The sequence below is a fragment of the Rheinheimera sp. KL1 genome (assembly GCF_001275035.1).
In the GTDB taxonomy this organism is placed as follows: domain Bacteria; phylum Pseudomonadota; class Gammaproteobacteria; order Enterobacterales; family Alteromonadaceae; genus Pararheinheimera; species Pararheinheimera tangshanensis.
In genome coordinates, this window is record NZ_LAMX01000016.1 from 50,385 (window position 1) to 68,601 (window position 18,217).

The following is an 18,217-nucleotide window of genomic DNA, read 5'->3' on the forward strand; positions in this document are numbered from 1 at the left end:
TAAGCGTACTAAAACGGAGAGAGAGCTATGTTTGAGTTAATGGAAAACCACAGCGAAGAAGCTGTCATTAAAGTCATAGGTGTTGGTGGTGGTGGCGGTAACGCTGTTGAGTATATGGTTGCAAGCAACATCGAAGGTGTTGAGTTTATTGCTGCCAATACTGACGCGCAGGCGCTGCGTAATTCGTCTGCCCATATGACCCTGCAATTGGGTGCTGGCGTCACTAAAGGTTTAGGTGCTGGTGCTAACCCTGATGTAGGCCGTCGTTCTGCAGAAGAAGACCGTGAAACGATCAAGAAAACGCTGCAAGGCGCGGACATGATCTTTATCGCTGCCGGTATGGGTGGTGGTACTGGTACTGGTGCTGCTCCAATAGTGGCTGAAGTAGCCCGTGAAATGGGTATCCTGACTGTTGCTGTTGTGACTAAGCCATTCCCGTTCGAAGGCAAAAAACGTTCTGCTTATGCGGACGAAGGTATTGCTGAGCTGGCAAAACATGTTGACTCATTAATCACCATTCCTAACGACAAGTTATTAAAAGTCTTAGGCAAAGGCACTAGTTTGCTCGATGCGTTCAAAGCGGCTAACAACGTGTTGTTAGGTGCAGTGCAAGGTATTGCTGAGCTGATTACTCGTCCAGGTCTGATTAACGTTGACTTCGCCGACGTGCGTACAGTGATGTCAGAAATGGGTACTGCCATGATGGGTACTGGCCGTGCTTCAGGTCCGGATCGTGCAGAAGAAGCCGCTGAACAAGCGATTTCCAGCCCGTTACTGGAAGATATCGATTTATCAGGTGCTAAGGGTATTCTGGTGAATATCACTGCGGGCCTGGATATCAGCATTGAAGAGTTTGAAACTGTAGGTAATGCGGTGAAAGCATTTGCTTCAGAAAATGCCACTGTGGTTGTAGGTGCTGTCATTGATCCTGACATGTCGGATGAACTTCGTGTCACTGTAGTTGCCACAGGTATAGGTGCAGAGCGTAAGCCTGATATCAGCCTGGTACCAAATCACCGTCATGAACCAGTTCGTTCAGCGCACGTTTATGGCAATGCTGGTACAAGCTATGCGCATCATCAGGGGAACGCTGCCCGTGACTTGTCACAAGCGCCGTTAGAAGCTCCTGTAGCGCAAAACAAACCTGTTGCGGAAAAACAAGCGAACATCGATATTTTCGATATTCCGGCGTTTTTACGTAAACAAGCTGACTAATTTTTAGTCAGTTGACAAAAGGCTCAAAGGTTGGCATAGCTGGTCAGCTGTGTTATGCTTCGCCGCCATTTTGGATTTGTTCAATATTTGAACAGGAAAAAATATGATTAAACAACGTACCATTGCAAAATCAATCAGCTCGATCGGGGTGGGTTTACACAAGGGAGAAAAGGTTACGCTTACTCTCCGGCCTGCTCCTGATAATACCGGTATTGTATTCCGGCGTGTCGATCTGAACCCGATCGTTGATTTTAAAGTCACCCCTGAATTAGTGGGCGACACAGTAATGTGTACGTGTTTGATCAACGACGAAGGCGTACGCCTGTCCACCACTGAGCATTTAATGGCTGCAGTGGCTGGTTTAGGTATCGATAACCTGTTTATCGAAGTAGACTCTGCTGAAATTCCAATTATGGATGGCAGTGCCAACCCTTTTGTTTACCTGTTACTGGAAGCCGGTATCAGCGAACAGAAAAAAGCCAAAAAGTTTATCCGCATTAAGCAAAAAGTACGGGTAGAAGACGGTGATAAGTGGGCTGAGTTTGTGCCACATCACGGTTTCCGTATGGATTTTGCCATCGACTTTGATCACCCTGTGATTTCTGAAACTAAACAGCGCATGAAGCTGGACTTCTCTGCCGCGTCTTTTATCAAAGACATCAGCCGTGCCCGTACTTTTGGTTTCCTGCAGGACATTGAATATTTACGCGCCAATAATCTGGCGTTAGGCGGTAGTTTTGATAACGCCGTCGTACTAGACGAGTTCCGGGTGTTAAACCAGGATGGTCTGCGTTACGAAGACGAATTTATCAAACACAAAATTCTGGATGCAATCGGTGATTTATACATGGCCGGTTACAGTATTCTTGGCGAGTTCCGTTCTTATAAAACGGGCCACGCTTTAAATAACCAGTTATTGTCTGCAGTGCTGGCTGATCAGGCGAACTGGGAATTTGTCAGCTTCGATAAAGAAGCGCAAATGCCAATATCCTATCTGGCACCGCAGCTTGCTTAAGTCTTGATTAGGTTTTCGGAGCAGAGCGGTTCTTTTGAGCCAGCTCTGCCAGCCTTTGTAATTTCTGCTTTAACTCACCTTCACTGTTTTGTGCTAAAGCTAGTAAATACACCGCCGCTTGTTCAGAGATTTTAGGTCCTTCAGTTTTGATTTCTTCCGCTTTGACATACTGCAGTTGGGTATTTGGTGAGACTTCAATGTCTATCCCTGCCAAATCCGGCAAGATTTTCTGGCGGAAATTGTCTAGAATGGCTTCTCTTTGCATTTTCAGCCGGGTGGCCCAGGCGGGTGATTGACACAAAATTACTAAGCGACCGGCTTTTATGGTACTAATTTTGCAAAAACCGGATGGATCCAGTTGCAGAAACTGCGCTAATTCGGTATTAAGTTGGCGCAACAGATCGGCGTGCTGCATAGTCGACAACAAAGAGCTTTGTTGCAGCAACTGACTTAGATCCACGGGTTTCTGAGAATAGCGCGCCATCTTCACTGATAAATTTATACTGAGGTTGCATGAGTGTAACAGTTTTCTATCGTGGCCGACATCGCCACTTCAGCTTTGGCAGCACGCCATCGCAACTGACAGTCACGGCCGTCTTGTTGTTTTGCATCGCCTCTGGTGCTGGTGCGGCCTTTGCTAATTTATTTCAGCAAGGCAATGCTGAACTTGAAAAGGTGCAGTTAAGTCGCGCTGCAGAAACAGAAGAAATTGCTGATATCCGTCGCCGTGCTGAAAATCAGCTGGCTGCATTAACGGCTAAAGTTGCCACGCTGCAGGCTCAGGTGAACCGACTGAATATGGTTGGTGAACGTTTAATTGATGCCGCCAATTTGTCGACGGAAGAGTTTAATCTGCACGAAACTCCAGCTATGGGAGGCCCGGCACAAACTCCGACTGAAATCAGTCTGGCTGAACTGAATGCCGTGTTGTTGCAGCTCAATGAGCTGGAGCAAAATCTGCAATCCGAGCAAACCCGCTTTGCCATGCTTGAATCTCTGGATTTGAATCACCATATAGGAAAAAGCGTTCAGTTGTCTGGTCGCCCTGTATTAAGTGGTTACCTGTCTTCCAGTTTTGGCGTACGTAGCGACCCCTTCAGTGGTGAACCCGCAGTGCACCGTGGGGTAGATTTTGCCGGTAAAGAAGGTGATTCTATTTTTGCAACAGCAGGTGGCATAGTGACCTGGGCTGGTGAACGTTTTGGTTACGGTAAAATGGTTGAGATTGAGCATAGTGATGGGTATCGCACCCGTTATGCTCATGCTCAGGCGACCACTGTTCAGGTTGGACAGATGGTAACCAAAGGCCAGGAAGTTGCCATTATGGGCAACACAGGCCGTTCGACAGGGCCACATGTGCATTACGAAGTTCTGAAAAATGGTCAGCAAATTGACCCTATGATGTTTGTTAATCGCCGTATTCAATAATATATACCCGGTTTTCTGAGGCGGGCGTTTCAGAAAGTCGGGTAACAAAGGCTCAGGCCGGACTCGGAGCGAGTCTCAACCAAGAAGTGGTATTTATAAAATGTTTGGAAAATTTTTCGCCAAATTAATTGGTAGCCGTAATGATCGTTATTTGAAGAAATTAAAAAAGACGGTTGATCTGATTAATAGCCTGGAACCTGCTTTTGTTGCTCTGTCTGATGAAGAACTCAAATTAAAAACCGCTGAATTCAAGCAACGTTTTGCCGATGGCGCAACCTTGGATGATTTACTGCCAGAAGCTTTTGCCACAGTACGCGAAGCCAGTAAACGTATCTTTAAAATGCGTCATTTTGATGTGCAGCTGATAGGCGGTATTGTGCTGCATCAGGGCAAAATCTCTGAGATGCGCACAGGTGAAGGTAAAACCTTAACCGCAACTTTGCCAGCCTACTTAAATGCGTTAAGTGGTCAGGCGGTGCATGTCATTACGGTGAACGATTACCTGGCCCGTCGTGATGCCGAAACCAACGCCCCTTTATTCGATTTCTTAGGCTTAACCGTAGGTGTCAACGTGCCTGGTATGGGCCATTTAGACAAACAAGCCGCTTACAAAGCTGATATTACCTACGGCACCAACAACGAATTTGGTTTTGATTACCTGCGCGATAACATGGCATTTTCTGCCATAGAACGGGTGCAGCGCCACTTAGCTTACGCCATTATTGATGAAGTCGACTCTATTTTAATAGACGAAGCCCGTACGCCATTGATCATATCCGGTCAGGCTGAAGACAGCTCTGAGCTATACCGTGTCATTAATACAGTAGTGCCTCAATTAGTGAGGCAGGAAAAAGAAGACGAAGAAGGTGTAGAGGGTGATGGCCACTTCACCATCGACGAAAAAGCGAAACAAATTTATCTGACTGAGCTGGGGCAAATTCGTGTCGAAGAAATTCTGCAGGAACTAGGCTTAATTCAGCCAGGTGACTCTTTATTCTCTGCCGCTAATATCACTCTGCTGCATCATACTTATGCCGCTTTGCGCGCGCACAACCTGTTTAAAAAAGACGTCGATTATGTGATCAAAGATAACGAAATCGTTATTGTTGATGAGCATACAGGCCGTACTATGGAAGGCCGTCGTTGGTCTGAAGGTTTGCACCAGGCTATTGAAGCCAAAGAAGGTGTGCGTATTAACCACGAAAACCAGACCTTAGCTTCTATTACCTTCCAGAACCTGTTCCGTTTGTACGACAAGCTGGCAGGTATGACAGGTACAGCCGATACCGAAGCTTTTGAATTCCAGTCTATTTATGGTTTAGAGACTATAGTGGTTCCTACCAATAGACCTATGGTGCGTAAAGATATGGCCGATTTGGTCTATCTGACGGTGGAAGAAAAGTATCAGGCTATTATCAAAGATATTGAAGAAAACCGAGCTCTGAAGCGTCCTATCCTGGTCGGTACTGCTTCCATTGAAAGCTCTGAGTATCTGTCGAAGTTACTGCATGACGCTAAAATTCCGCATCAGGTATTAAACGCCAAGTTCCATGCCAACGAAGCGCAAATTATTGCGCAGGCTGGTCAGCCTGGTACTGTGACTATAGCAACTAACATGGCCGGTCGTGGTACTGACATAGTACTGGGTGGTAACTTGCAGGCTGAATTAGCTGCTTTAGGGGAAGCTAGCCCGGAACAAATTGAACAAGTCCGTCAGGATGGCAAAAGCGCCATGATGCGGTGATTGAAGCAGGTGGCTTACACATCATTGGTACTGAACGTCATGAATCTCGCCGTATCGACAACCAGTTACGTGGTCGTTCAGGTCGTCAGGGTGACCCTGGTTCTTCTCGTTTCTATCTGTCTTTAGACGATGCCTTAATGCGTATTTTTGCTTCAGACCGTATGGCAGGCATGATGCGTAAGTTAGGTATGGAGCCGGGTGAGGCGATTGAACACCCTTGGGTCAGCCGTGCTATCGAAAACGCCCAGCGTAAAGTCGAAGCCCGTAACTTTGATATCCGTAAGCAGTTATTGGAATTCGATGATGTTGCCAACGATCAGCGTAAAGTGGTGTATGAGCAACGTAACGAGTTGATGGATGCTGCTGATATCTCTGAGACTATCAAGGCGATTCGTCACGATGTAGTTGCTTCCGTACTGGATCAATACATTCCACCTCAGTCTCTGGACGAGATGTGGGATATCCCTGGCTTAGAAGCCCGTTTCCGTGCTGATTTTGCCATCGACATGCCTATAGCCAAGTGGTTGGCAGACGACAAGAAACTGTTTGAAGAAAAACTGCGTGAACAAATCCACGAGGTGGTGGATAAATCGTACGAGCTGAAAGAACACATGGTTGGCCCTTCCGTGCTGCGCCAGTTTGAAAAATCAGTGATGCTGCAAAGTTTAGACACACACTGGAAAGAACACTTAGCCGCGATGGACCACCTGCGTCAGGGCATTAACCTGCGTGGTTACGCGCAGAAGAACCCGAAACAGGAATATAAGCGCGAAGCTTTCGAGTTGTTTTCTACCATGCTGGATAACCTTAAACTGGATGTCATTGGTGTGTTATCAAGGGTGCAAATCCGTGCCGCTGAAGATGTGAATGCAGTAGAAGATCAGCGTCGTAAAGCAGAAAGCACAGAGATGCAGTTCCAGCATGAAGAAATGGAACAAGTAGCGACTGAAGTGCCACAAACCAGTCCTGCACCTGTGTTTCGTGACGCCGAAAAGGTAGGCCGTAATGACGCATGTCCTTGTGGTTCTGGTAAGAAATACAAACAGTGTCACGGTAAGCTGGTGTAAGCCATGACAGTCAAAGTGGTTCATGTCGCTGTAGGTGTGGTTTTACAGGACCATAAGGTGCTGTTAGCTCTTCGTCCTGACAAGTTACACCAGGGCGGTCGCTGGGAGTTTCCGGGTGGTAAAGTGGAAGCGGGTGAAAGCACCGCACAAGCTTTAGCACGTGAGCTGCAAGAGGAAGTGGATCTGGCTATTGCGGGTTCCACTGCCTGGTTTGAACTGCAGTATGCTTATCCAGAAAAAACGGTGTTGCTGGATATTCATCTGGTGCAGGACTTTACAGGCGAGGCAAAAGGTTTAGAAGGGCAGCCAGTGCGCTGGGTGCCTTTGTCGGAGCTCAATCAGTATCAGTTTCCTGATGCGAATCAGCCTATACTCGACAAATTGATAAATGAATTCGGGCGCTGATAGCGCCCTTTTTTATTTTATCCCCTAAGTAATTGGAGTTGCAGCGCGACGACAAGTGAGCGAGACCCCAGGAGCATAGTTGTCTATGTGACTGGGGCGAGGGCACGCAGTCAACAAAGCTGCGGCTTCAAGTACGACGGGGATTATTTAAAAAATTCGTTATCTTGTTCCAGTAACTCATTCTCTAACTGTTCTAATTGCTGCTCAGACAGTGGCGAATCGGCGCGGCCTTTATCCGGTATTTTGTGTTCTTCATTGGCCCAGGCGCCTAAATCTATTAAACGGCAACGGTCAGAACAAAAAGGCCGGAAGGTGGACTCCGGACCCCAAATCACCTCTTTCTGGCAGGTTGGGCATTTGACGATAGTGGCCATAAGACATACTCCAAAAACGTATTCAAAAGTGCGCTAGTGTACCGTAGTCGGCGGATTTCAGGCGAGCAAATAGTAGAGGCGGTGGTTTATCCCTGCCCATCTCAAATGACCAACTGATGCTGATTGGGTTAGCAACAAGCTAACTTAAAGGGAATTGCTTTATCCATAGTAGTGCGACCTAAGCTGTCACAGAGCTGCATAAAACGTATAGCGTAGCGATATCTGTTACCGCTGATGGTTGGATAACTTTGATACTCCATGGAGTATTCAATACGAAGTAATTCAAACTGCTCGGTATTGCTTTGAAAAAAACCATTCTCAGCCACTAAAGGCTGAAATTGACCGCGTTCACGGATAAAGGTCAGTACATAAGCAATGGCAGTTTCAACCAAAGACAACTGTTCCAGCCAATCTTGCGCCGCTTTTTTGCGTTGCGCCAAAGGTTGAGAAAACCAATATTGCAGTTGAGGTAAATCAAAGTAACAGGTGCCGCCCGGAATAAAGAAGCGCTGCCGCAGTGGTGCCAGAAATTTGTCTTCTTTTAAGCTGGTGGCAAACTTACCGCATCTTAATAAATCACTTTGCAAGCGCACTGCTTTTTGTAACATGCTTTGCAGCATTTCATCTGAAATGGATGGATGACGTGACCAGTTCACTAAAGCCGATTCACAACGCTCTACATCTTTGATTAAATCCGGCCGCACATCATTACGTTCCAATACTTCAATCAACGAAAATAATGAGTTAAAAAACCCTTGCTGCTGCCATTCAGTTTCGAGTGGCAGCAGTTGGTGACTTGCTGAAACAAATACTCCACCCGCAAATAGGTGCGCACTTTTTCGTTCAGCGGATGTTCGTAGATGATTGAGGTCATAACTGAAACATTTGTTAACAATGTTGATTACCATAAACCTAAGTCGAGCTTTTTGCTAGTTTTTCCTTGGCAAACTGCTGATAACGGCTATGTAGTTGTTGTATCTGTGGCTGAAGCGCAAAAACAGGTACTGTATTGAGTACTACATCGTCGGCTAAGCGCAGGCGTTCAGGTCTTGATATCTGGCTGTTCAGAATATTCTGCACTTGTTCTGCTGGCACTTGATCCCGTTGTATAGTGCGGCTTAGTTGTAGCTCTTCGGGCACATCAACCACCAGTACTCTGTCTGCGTAGATCTGTAGGTTATTTTCCAGCAGTAAAGGTGCTATTAACAAAGCATAATCTGAGGTGCATGCGGCTAATTGCTGCAGCATACGCTGACGGATTAAAGGATGTAACAGCTGATTCAGCCATTGCTTTTCTGCTTCATTCGCGAAAATTTTAGTCCGCAAAGCAGCTCGATCCAACTGGCCATCGTGCTGCAAAATGTCCGCCCCAAAGTGCTGAACTATGGCATCTAATGCTACTTCTCCTGGCATCACCACTTGACGGGCTACCAGATCAGCATCAACACTTTGTACGCCTAAATCATGAAATAAATTGGCGACAGTAGTTTTACCGCTGCCTATTCCACCTGTCAGTCCTACTACATAGCCAGACATAAGCTCAACGCCTCATCACTTATAGACCCATGGTGCTCAGATACCAGGCGGTAATATCCTTACCCCATAACATCGCAATCCAGCCTGCTGCTGCTATATAAGGTCCAAAAGGGATAGGTGTGGCTTTGCCTTTGCCTTGCACCAGTAACATCAGCGAGCCCAGCACAGCACCGACCACGGAGGATAATAAGATAATCAGCGGTAATAATTGCCAGCCGAGCAGGGCACCAAAAATAGCCAGCAGTTTAAAATCACCATAACCCATACCTTCTTTGCCCGTCACCAGTTTAAATAACCAGAAGACAGACCATAAACTTAAGTAACCTGCTGCTGCTCCTATCAATGAATCGGTCGGGGAGACAGTAAAGCCTGTGACGCTGAGCAATAAGGCAAACCAAAGCAGCGGCTGGGTAATTTGATCGGGTAAAAGCATTTTGTCTATATCAATAAAGGACAATGCAATCAGACACCAGGTCACCAGCAAATAAATCAGAGTTTGTTCTGTGACACCAAAATGTATGGCGACCAGCACAGATAACAAGCCTGTAAAGGCTTCAATAGCCGGATAACGCACACTGATAGGGGCTTTACAATAACGGCATTTGGCTTTTAACAGCAGCCAGCTGATTAAAGGAATATTGTCCAGCGCCGACAGCGGATGCTGGCATTTAGGGCAATGTGAATGCGGTAAGGCCAAATTAAAACGGTTTTTTGTTGGCTCAGCGTTTGGATTGAAATACTGTTGATAGTCCTGTTGCCAGGCGAGTTCCATCATTTTTGGTAATCTGTAGATCACCACATTCAGAAAACTCCCTACGGCCAGACTAAACAGCGCTACCGTGATATAAAAAGTAAGTTCAGATTGTTCGAACACTTGCACCAGAGGAGAAAAAAAATCCATTACACAATACTGCCTAGTTGGAAGATTGGAAGATACATCGCAATAATAAGTCCGCCTATTAAGACACCTAACACGGCCATAATCAAGGGTTCCAGCAAAGCGGTGAGGCCATCCACTGCATCGTCTACTTCTTGCTCATAAATAGTAGCAACTTTCGCCAGCATACTGTCTAGTGCGCCGGATTCTTCCCCAATAGCAACCATTTGATTCACCATCTCAGGGAAAGCTGCAGTGTTTTTCATTGCCAGATGCATTTGATTGCCCGCCGCTACTTCTTCGCGGACTGACAATATCGCCGCTCTGTATTTCTCATTACCTGAGGCTCCGGCTGCCGATTCCAGGGCTTCAATTAAGGGCACGCCAGCGGCAAAAGTGGTCGACAAAGTACGGGCATACCGGGCCACAGCTGCTTTGTTTAAAATCATGCCGATAATAGGCAGTTTTAAAATGGCATGGTCGGCAGCGACTTTAAAGCTCTGATTGGACTTATAGGACTTTGAGATGGCCACCACACTAGCAATGACAGCGCCAAGCACTATAAACCAATAATTTTTCATAAAATCAGAGATACCCAAAACAAACAAAGTAAAAGCCGGCAATTCAGCTCCCATGTTGCCAAAAATTTCGGCAAACTGAGGTACCACAAAAATTAATAAAATAGAGGTGACTATGCCTGCAACCACAATGACTGCTATCGGATAAAACATCGCCTTTTTAATTTTAGATTTCAGGGCTTCAGCTTTTTCTTTATAGACGGCGATTCGGTCAAAAATCCTGTCCAGAGCACCGGACTGCTCACCAGATTTGACCAAATCACAATACAACTCGTCGAAGTAATCTTTATGCTCACGCAATACTTCAGACAAAGCTGTACCGCCTTGTACCTTCACTGAAACTTTGGTCATCAACTGACGCAAAGTGTCGTTGCTGGCACCGCTGGCAATCAAATCAATACTCTGTACCAAAGGTACGCCAGCGCCCAGCATAGTGGCAATTTGCCGGGTTACGACGCTAATGTCAGAGGATTTAATACCGGGTTGAGTAAAAGCTAAAGGTTTGCTTTTTTTCTTGACGGATGAAGGAGTAAAACCTTGTTGGCGCAATAAAGCTTTGGCGTCAGCAACAGAGCTCGCTCTGATTTCTCCATGGCTGGTTTTACCCCTTTTATTAATGCCTTTCCAGAGAAATGTGTCCAGCTGTTTCACTTTTACTTCGGCCATAATCCAAATCCTTGCTGCGCATTATCGTGCTTTAAGCATTGGTCACTCTGTTCACTTCAGCCAGGCTGGTGAGCCCTGCCGCTGCCTTTTTCAACGCAGATTGACGTAAGTTGGGAAAGCCCTCAATGTGTGCCTGAGCTGCTATATCAAGAGAATTGGCACCAGCCATAATTTTAGCGGCGATTTGTGCTGTGATTGGCAGTACTTCGTAAATACCTAAACGGCCTTTATAGCCGCCAGTGCAGTGATCACAGCCTACAGGCTTAAAGAGTTTTAACTGGCTGATCTGAGACGCTGTAAAGCCTTGTTTGATAGCCTCTTGTTCCGGGAGCTGTTCAGCAGCTTTGCAGTGATTGCATAAGCGTCGGGCCAGACGCTGCGCGATAATCAGTGTGACTGAACTGGCTACGTTATAAGCTGGTACGCCCATATTCAGTAAGCGGGTTAAGGTCTCAGGTGCCGAATTGGTATGCAGGGTGCTTAACACTAAATGTCCGGTTTGCGCCGCTTTAATGGCAATTTCTGCGGTTTCCAAATCACGTATTTCACCGACCATGATCACATCTGGATCTTGCCGTAAAAACGCTTTTAAAGCCGAGGGGAAAGTCAGACCAGCTCTTGGATTGACTTGCACCTGGTTGATGCCCGGAAGGTTTATTTCGACTGGATCTTCAGCCGTAGAGATATTAGTTTCTTCGGTATTGAGAATATTTAACCCTGTATACAGCGATACGGTTTTGCCTGAACCTGTGGGACCTGTCACCAAAATCATGCCCTGGGGCTGGGCCAAAGCGTTCAGATACAATTGTTTTTGCTCCGGCTCGTAACCCAGGATATCTATACCCAGCATGGCACTGTCCGAGTCGAGGATCCGCATCACTATTTTTTCGCCCCATAAGGTTGGTAGTGTGCTAACCCGAAAGTCGATCGACTTTTTTTGCGACAGTTTCAGTTTAATGCGACCATCCTGTGGTACTCGTTTTTCGGCAATATCTAAGCGGGACATTACTTTTAAACGGGCGGATAAGCGGGTGGATAGAGCCACCGGCGGCGAGGCGACTTCATGCAAAATACCGTCAATACGAAACCTGATGCGATAACTTTTTTCGTAAGGTTCAAAATGCAAATCTGAGGCGCCTTTGCGAATAGCGTCATGTAGCATTTTGTTGATAAAAGAAATAATAGGTTGATCTTCACTGTCCGAGCCGACCGTTTTTGTATCTTCCTCTTCACCGCTGGCCAAGCCCATTTTGGCCAAATCCCACTGTGTATCGGTGAAACTGTCTGTGGCTGTGGTTTCAAATAATTTGTCGATGGCTTTATGCAGCTTATCAAATTCCACCACTATCATTTCAGCATTCAGGCCGGTATTAAATTCGAAGTCTTCTACAGAGGTCATGTCTGTCGGATCTACTACCGCCAGAAATAAAGTTTTGTGTCTTTTAGCAAGGGGCAGAATATGGTGTTTGCGGATCAGTTTTTCATTGCGCAGTGAGTCCGGAACGGTATTGATATCAAAAAATCTAAATCCAGCGCGCTATGCAGAGTAAAAGCTGCTGCAGCTTCAGCTAACGCTTTGGCCTGAAGCAGTTTTTCGCCAATCAACAGGTCGGCAATAGTTTGGTATTGGTGACTTTTTTCTTGCAGCAATTTGGCAGTGATCTGTGGATCAACCAAGTTCGCTTGCTGTAAGCGTCTTAATAATATGGAGCTTGGGTTTAAGGCCATACAGACCCCCGGTGGCAGAACGTAGCGTATCTCATACAGGTATCGACATGGGAGAAACGGCCCTGCACGGGCCGCTGCAGCTACAACAGGAGTAAACTTTATGGAACTGTACAGCCTTTAATCGGTACTGCTCCTGTGCCTGATAAAGTACAAGCCCAAGTGATGCTTTCACCTGCGGCTGCTGGTCCAGTGGGTGTTAAGGTTGCGGTAATACCATCGTATGACATCGACAGAATGCCTGCGCCTGAGCAATCTGGAATAGCTACGTTTGACGAATCTGTACAACCCAGAGAACCGCTGGTGGCATAGGCTTCCGCCACTTTAATTTTTTGACCACCTAAAGAGGCTACAGCATTGGAGGCACGGGCTTTTGCCGTGTAGTCCTGATAAGCAGGTAAAGCAATAGCAGCCAATATACCGATGATGGCGACAACTATCATTAATTCAATAAGGGTAAAACCTTGGTTACGTTTCATGGGACATCTCCTGATTGATTTGCCCACAGCCGGGGCTACTTAATTCTGGTTAATATTTGTTATTAAGCAAGCTTTGCTCTGATGTTTAATTCTAGTTGCAAACCAAGCAAAGAAAAAAGGTGAATCATTGGTTAAATAATTGATTTAGCTTAGATAAATTAAAATAGTGTCACTTTTTGCAAAAAATTTGAACCAGACTCTGATAGCAGCCAGAGTAAAAAGCAACTATTGCCATAAATCACAAAACGGAACTCGCGCTGAAAAGACATCTTGTGCACCTTATGGTGCAACCGTTTTGTGCGATTAAAGCGCCTGGCCAGCCCCCAATCAGACTAAACATTTGTAGACTCTCTTCAGGTAAGCGACTGCTGTGCCCGCTGGCGGCCAGCTTTTTATCGATTTGATACAACCAGTACGTAAAAAGACTGGCTTCGAGATAAAACAAAGGCACAATAAAGGCAAAGGAACCAGCTAGTAGCGACAGCAGCAGTAAGGCAAAAAACAAATAACGAAAACACCAGGCCTGTTGTTGGATTTGATAAACGTCTGGTGCTGTTGCTTTGGCTGGTTTTATCTTTGCTACGGTACTTTCTTCAAGTTGTAGTGACTGGGCATAATGGCGTTGTTGTTTGTCAACACCAAGCTCAAAGCTAAGCCTGTCACCTTGTTGCGGGCGTCTGGCCGGAGCTTGTTTAAAATCTCGGATATGAAAAAACAGCCGTTCTTTGTGGTCTGTAATGACAAAGCCAAAACCTTTGTCATCACGCCAGTAGCAGACAGTACCTTGTAACCTTAGTGGAAGGGTCATAGCGATCACAGCTTTGCGGGAACACTAAACAAAGTGTATCAATCTTTTGTAGCTTTGCCGGACGCTGCGACGAATGATAGCAGAGGAGATCGAAACCTCCACCTGCTGATTAAACCTCAGATACTGCGTAAACGCATTGATAAATCAATGGCTTGTATATTTTTAGTTAAGGCTCCACTGGAGATATAATCTACGCCTGTACTACTTAACGAACGCAGAGATTCTGCAGTGATATTACCTGATACTTCAAGTTTGGCCTGGCCTTTATTCAGACTAACGGCTTGTTGGATATCGGCGATATGAAAGTTGTCGAGCATGATAATGTCAGCACCGGCCTGAAGGGCCTGTTCAAATTCAATCAAGTCTTCCACTTCAACTTCAACAGGTTTACCAGGGAAATTCTGCCGCGCTATGCTGACGGCGTTATCAATAGAACCAGCGGCTGCAATATGATTTTCTTTGATTAAAAACGCATCGTATAAACCCAGACGGTGGTTTTTACCGCCCCCACAAGCTACAGCATATTTTTGTGCTAAACGCAGACCAGGCAAAGTTTTACGGGTATCCAGCAAACGGGTGGAGCTGCCTTCCAGTAAAGACACATATAAAGCCGTAGTAGTGGCTGTGCCACTTAAACTTTGGATAAAGTTAAGTGCAGTACGCTCGCCTGTTAATAAAATTCGGGCTGGGCCTGTCAGCTCACACAAGACGGAGTTGGCCGTCACTTTATCACCATCCTGAATAAACCATTCCACTTGTACTTCTGCCGATAACTGACGAAATACTTCACTTAGCCAGGCGCTGCCGCAAAATACGCAGTCTTCGCGGCTGATAATAGTAGCTTTGGCTTGTTGAGTCGCAGGGATCAGAGACGCAGTAATATCGCCTTGCTCCAGCGGTAAATGGCCTAAATCCTCGGCCAGAGCCTGACGAACTGTCAGTTCAATATCCCGTTGTAAATCAGTAAGGTAAGGGACGTTAATCATCTGTATATAGTTCCGCTGTCCTAATAAGCTCTCGAGCCTATTCAAATTAGTGTTGGATAAGTTTGAGCTCATCCTGTTGTTGAGTGAATTCTAATTGTTTTAGCGCGCTCATGCCTAACAAAATATCGTTGCCATGTAAGCCAGGAGTAATGCTGGCGCGTATATCGGTCAGAACTATGTCGCCCAGTTGTAGACTGGACAGTTGGCTGTCGTATGCGATAGCAGGGCCATTTGCTGTGCTGACCTGATACCTTTGTCCTTTCTGCATCCCAAGTTTTTGTGCGGCTTGTTCTGATACAGCCACTACGGTAGCTCCGGTATCGAGCATAAATTCCATCGCAATACCGTTAAATAATGCTGTACCTACATAGTGACCGGCTTTATTGCGCTTGAGTACCGTAACTTTTTCACCACTACTGCCAATCTGACTTTGCAGCTGCTGATTCGGATTTATTTGTAACGAAATTTGATCTTCAAAAAACCAGTACAGCAGCCCAAGTAACAAGAGCCAACTGATCCAGCTAAATAAGCGGCCTAATTTAGTTGTATTGTCAGATGCTTGCATTCCAAAGTCTCAGGGTTGACAATAAAGGCATCAGCTTAACCGAGCATGAAGCGCATTTGCAAAACAGGATCGATACGGTGAATCAAGAACCGGTTTCCTTGGAACTTGAACAGCGACCAAGTCCATATTGGAATTTAAGACCGAATGACATTGATATCAGTCTGTTGGTGATCCATTGCATCAGTTTGCCTGCTGGCCAGTTTGGCAACAGTTACATCGATGATTTATTTATGGGTGTTTTGGACACAACGGCCGATAACAGTTTTGCGGATTTAGCTGGCGTACGGGTATCGGCGCATTGTGTTATTTTCAGAAACGGTGTGGTGCGGCAGTATGTGCCTTTTCACTACAGGGCCTGGCATGCCGGAGTATCGGAATTTAACGGGCGGCAAAACTGTAACGATTTTTCGATAGGAATAGAATTAGAAGGTACTGAACATCTGCCTTATACCGATGCGCAGTACCAAAGTCTGGTGCTATTAACCAGACAACTGATGCAAGACTTTCCGGCTATCACAACGGAACGTATTGTGGGACATCAGCAGATTGCGCCGGGTCGGAAAACCGATCCTGGCCCGTCATTTGACTGGGACCGTTATCAATCTGCGTTAAAGGAGAATGGATAAATGACCTTGATCAGTATGCTTATCGCCTTAATTATCGAACGGCTGGCGGTTCGCAGCGAGGCCTGGCAGTTTTTGTTTTATGCGAAAAAGTACCTTTCCCTGAGCCATAGTTCTGGATTATCTAAATTGTCAGACGACAGTAAAGGCCAGTATCTGTGGGTACTGTTGCCAGGTATTTTCTATGCTTTGCTGTTGTGGTTAATCGGCAGTAGTTTGGTGACTTTAGTGCTGAACACGCTGGTATTACTGGTCTGCATTGGCTGCTGGTATTATCGTCAGTTGTACAAACAGTATTTAAATGCCAGTGAAAGAGCAGATAACGAAGCGGCTTTTTTGACGATGCAGCAACTCAGCAATGATGTGGGTTTAACCGATGCTGAGTTAAGTTATGGCCAACGTTTGGTTTGGCTTAATTTCCGCTATTACGCTGCAGTGCTGTTTTGGTTTGCGCTGTTAGGTGGCGCCGGTGCTATCACTTATGCTCTGCTGCGTCAGATGAATGAACCCGCCAGTTGGGATAAACCTATGAAACTGGCGGAAGAAGGTGATGAAACTGCTGAATTTGTTGAAGCAACACCTGATATTCCTGCGGTATTCAAGCAATTGATGTTCTGGGCTGATTGGGTGCCAGCACGTCTATTTGGTGTAGGTTTGGCTTTGGTTGGGCACTTCTCCCGTGCTTCAGCTTCTTTGTTGGCCTTCTTGGGCGATTTCACAACGCCAGCAGACAAAGTAGTGACTACAGTAGCCAAAGCTGCAGAACCTCTGCCGGATGATGCTTATAACTGCGCTGAAGAAACCTCTTGTATGGTGCAGTTAGCTAAACGTAATGTCCTGTTTTTCCTTGCATTAGTGGCGGTGTTAACACTATCAGGCTGGCTGCGTTAAACTGGCTAATTAATAAAAAGCAGCTTCTGCTGCTTTTTTTATGTCCATGGATGGACGGTATGTCGCAAATGTATGGGTGATAGCGGTCTTTCGAAATGCCAACAATTTGGCATTTCGCCGATATCACGCCTTCGCGTCTGGCGAAGGCCGGGCTTTTGTTGCGACGATGTCCATGGAAGGACGGTATGTATTCACTACTAATGGTCAGACCAATTTTATTGCTATCTTTTCCTCTGTTTTTTTCTGAGCTTTTACTCTAATTATTTGGCCGCTTTGGTCGCATAATTCCGCAGTTTAATTTACAGTTTGATTCCTTTCTGCTAAGTTATGCCGCATAAAATTTAATTGGTAAGACCAATTTACAAGTGGTCAACGCTAAAACCAATAGCTTAACATCAGGGTGACAATGTCCAGTCTGAGAATCAAACCTGCTAAATTGTCCGATCAAATAGTCCAGCAACTGGAACATATGCTGCTGGAAGGTACTTTTACGCCGGGACAAAAGTTACCGCCTGAGCGTGAATTAGCATTGCAGTTTGATGTCTCACGTCCATCCTTGCGTGAAGCTATTCAAAAGCTTGAAGCCAAAGGTTTAGTCAATCGCCGTCAGGGTGGTGGCACTTATGTTTGCGAAAATCTGGCTGTGGGTTTAACCGATCCGCTATTTGCTTTGATTGGTCGTCACCCGGAATCACAATTTGATTTACTAGAGTTTCGTCACGCCTTAGAAGGTATTTGTGCTTATTACGCCGCGCTTCGTGGCACACAAGCTGACTATGACTTGATTAAACAACGTTACGAAGAAATATGTGCTGCCCAGCAGCAACAGGATTTAGACGCTGAAGCGCGGTCGGTAGGCCAGTTTTATTCGGCGGTTGCAGAGGCATCGCATAATGTGGTGCTTTTGCATTTGGTGCGCGGCTTAACGCCGCTGGTGGAGCAAAACATCAAGTTAAACCTTGAAGTTTTGCGGAAAAAAGAAGGCATAGTGAGCCAGCTGAATTCGCACAGGCATCGCCTGATGCAAGCGGTGATCAATGGCGAGCCGGAGCAAGCCCGGCAAGCCAGCAACAGCCATTTAGCCTTTATTGAAGAGGCATTGCTGGAAGCTGACCGGGAGCGCTCACGCATTGAACGCTCGCTCAGACGTTCACAACAGAGCGAATGAGCGTAAGCATACTTTTTAACTGTTAATGTTCCGCTCTCTGGCGTGGAACTGATTAAGGAAACTTTGA

The 18,217-nt window shown here is 46.0% G+C and carries 18 protein-coding genes and 2 pseudogenes; 8 read left to right on the forward strand and 12 right to left on the reverse strand.

Features of this window, described 5'->3' with window-relative positions:
- Positions 1-27 precede the first annotated feature (27 nt).
- Positions 28-1,215 (forward strand): cell division protein FtsZ, encoded by a 1,188-nt coding sequence (gene ftsZ / locus WH43_RS08190; protein ID WP_053424146.1) that lies wholly within the window; start codon positions 28-30, stop codon positions 1,213-1,215.
- 103 nt (positions 1,216-1,318) lie between these two features.
- On the forward strand, positions 1,319-2,230 hold the full coding sequence (gene lpxC, locus WH43_RS08195; RefSeq protein WP_053424147.1) for a UDP-3-O-acyl-N-acetylglucosamine deacetylase: 912 nt from the start codon (positions 1,319-1,321) through the stop codon (positions 2,228-2,230).
- Positions 2,231-2,237: 7 nt separating this feature from the next.
- Here the strand turns inward: lpxC and WH43_RS08200 are convergent, their stop codons facing one another.
- The gene (locus tag WH43_RS08200) at positions 2,238-2,714 is read right to left on the reverse strand and encodes a DUF721 domain-containing protein (RefSeq protein WP_053424148.1); all 477 of its coding nucleotides are present in this window, start codon (positions 2,712-2,714) and stop codon (positions 2,238-2,240) included.
- Positions 2,715-2,743: 29 nt separating this feature from the next.
- Here WH43_RS08200 and WH43_RS08205 point away from each other — a divergent pair, with 29 nt between their 5' ends.
- The 3 genes and pseudogenes from WH43_RS08205 to mutT all read left to right on the forward strand — a co-directional run bounded on the left by WH43_RS08205 (position 2,744) and on the right by mutT (position 6,874).
- Positions 2,744-3,658, forward strand: a complete 915-nt coding sequence (locus WH43_RS08205; RefSeq protein ID WP_053424149.1) for a M23 family metallopeptidase — start codon at positions 2,744-2,746, stop codon at positions 3,656-3,658.
- A gap of 100 nt (positions 3,659-3,758) precedes the next feature.
- Positions 3,759-6,469, forward strand: a pseudogene (gene secA / locus WH43_RS08210) (preprotein translocase subunit SecA).
- 3 nt (positions 6,470-6,472) lie between these two features.
- The gene (gene mutT, locus WH43_RS08215) at positions 6,473-6,874 is read left to right on the forward strand and encodes an 8-oxo-dGTP diphosphatase MutT (protein WP_053424150.1); all 402 of its coding nucleotides are present in this window, start codon (positions 6,473-6,475) and stop codon (positions 6,872-6,874) included.
- A 143-nt stretch (positions 6,875-7,017) separates the two neighbouring features.
- Here mutT and yacG read toward each other — a convergent pair whose 3' ends face one another.
- The 11 genes and pseudogenes from yacG to WH43_RS08265 all read right to left on the reverse strand — a co-directional run bounded on the left by yacG (position 7,018) and on the right by WH43_RS08265 (position 15,468).
- On the reverse strand, positions 7,018-7,248 hold the full coding sequence (gene yacG / locus WH43_RS08220) for a DNA gyrase inhibitor YacG (RefSeq protein WP_053424151.1): 231 nt from the start codon (positions 7,246-7,248) through the stop codon (positions 7,018-7,020).
- A gap of 128 nt (positions 7,249-7,376) precedes the next feature.
- Complete coding sequence (locus WH43_RS08225; protein WP_286049592.1) at positions 7,377-8,036, reverse strand: cell division protein ZapD; 660 nt, start codon at positions 8,034-8,036, stop codon at positions 7,377-7,379.
- Positions 7,976-8,122, reverse strand: coding sequence for a hypothetical protein (locus tag WH43_RS20500; protein ID WP_286049593.1), 147 nt, complete (start codon positions 8,120-8,122; stop codon positions 7,976-7,978). Before WH43_RS20500 ends, WH43_RS08225 begins: the two co-directional genes overlap by 61 nt.
- 38 nt (positions 8,123-8,160) lie before the next feature.
- Positions 8,161-8,784, reverse strand: coding sequence for a dephospho-CoA kinase (gene coaE, locus WH43_RS08230; protein WP_053424152.1), 624 nt, complete (start codon positions 8,782-8,784; stop codon positions 8,161-8,163).
- 19 nt (positions 8,785-8,803) lie between these two features.
- Positions 8,804-9,685: a prepilin peptidase gene (locus WH43_RS08235; protein ID WP_053424153.1), complete on the reverse strand. Its 882-nt coding sequence runs from the start codon at positions 9,683-9,685 to the stop codon at positions 8,804-8,806.
- Positions 9,685-10,905, reverse strand: a complete 1,221-nt coding sequence (locus WH43_RS08240; RefSeq protein ID WP_053424154.1) for a type II secretion system F family protein — start codon at positions 10,903-10,905, stop codon at positions 9,685-9,687. The genes WH43_RS08235 and WH43_RS08240 overlap by 1 nt, the downstream gene beginning before the upstream one ends.
- Positions 10,906-10,936: 31 nt before the next feature.
- Positions 10,937-12,633, reverse strand: a pseudogene (gene pilB, locus WH43_RS08245) (type IV-A pilus assembly ATPase PilB).
- A 98-nt stretch (positions 12,634-12,731) separates the two neighbouring features.
- Positions 12,732-13,109 carry a pilin gene (locus WH43_RS08250; RefSeq protein WP_053424155.1) on the reverse strand — a complete coding sequence of 126 codons (378 nt, stop codon included), beginning with the start codon at positions 13,107-13,109 and terminating at the stop codon, positions 12,732-12,734.
- Positions 13,110-13,347: 238 nt separating this feature from the next.
- Positions 13,348-13,917 carry a DUF1294 domain-containing protein gene (locus tag WH43_RS08255; RefSeq protein WP_053424156.1) on the reverse strand — a complete coding sequence of 190 codons (570 nt, stop codon included), beginning with the start codon at positions 13,915-13,917 and terminating at the stop codon, positions 13,348-13,350.
- A gap of 116 nt (positions 13,918-14,033) precedes the next feature.
- The gene (gene nadC, locus WH43_RS08260) at positions 14,034-14,903 is read right to left on the reverse strand and encodes a carboxylating nicotinate-nucleotide diphosphorylase (protein ID WP_053424157.1); all 870 of its coding nucleotides are present in this window, start codon (positions 14,901-14,903) and stop codon (positions 14,034-14,036) included.
- Between the two features lie 46 nt (positions 14,904-14,949).
- Positions 14,950-15,468, reverse strand: a complete 519-nt coding sequence (locus WH43_RS08265; protein WP_053424158.1) for a retropepsin-like aspartic protease family protein — start codon at positions 15,466-15,468, stop codon at positions 14,950-14,952.
- Positions 15,469-15,545: 77 nt separating this feature from the next.
- Between WH43_RS08265 and ampD the strand changes: the two genes are divergently transcribed.
- The 3 genes from ampD to pdhR all read left to right on the forward strand — a co-directional run bounded on the left by ampD (position 15,546) and on the right by pdhR (position 18,150).
- The gene (ampD, locus tag WH43_RS08270; protein ID WP_286049582.1) at positions 15,546-16,094 is read left to right on the forward strand and encodes a 1,6-anhydro-N-acetylmuramyl-L-alanine amidase AmpD; all 549 of its coding nucleotides are present in this window, start codon (positions 15,546-15,548) and stop codon (positions 16,092-16,094) included.
- On the forward strand, positions 16,095-16,982 hold the full coding sequence (gene ampE / locus WH43_RS08275; RefSeq protein WP_053424159.1) for a beta-lactamase regulator AmpE: 888 nt from the start codon (positions 16,095-16,097) through the stop codon (positions 16,980-16,982).
- Between the two features lie 406 nt (positions 16,983-17,388).
- A complete protein-coding gene (gene pdhR, locus WH43_RS08285) occupies positions 17,389-18,150 on the forward strand; it encodes a pyruvate dehydrogenase complex transcriptional repressor PdhR (protein WP_053424161.1) in 762 nt (253 codons plus the stop codon).
- The last annotated feature ends 67 nt before the right edge of the window (positions 18,151-18,217 follow it).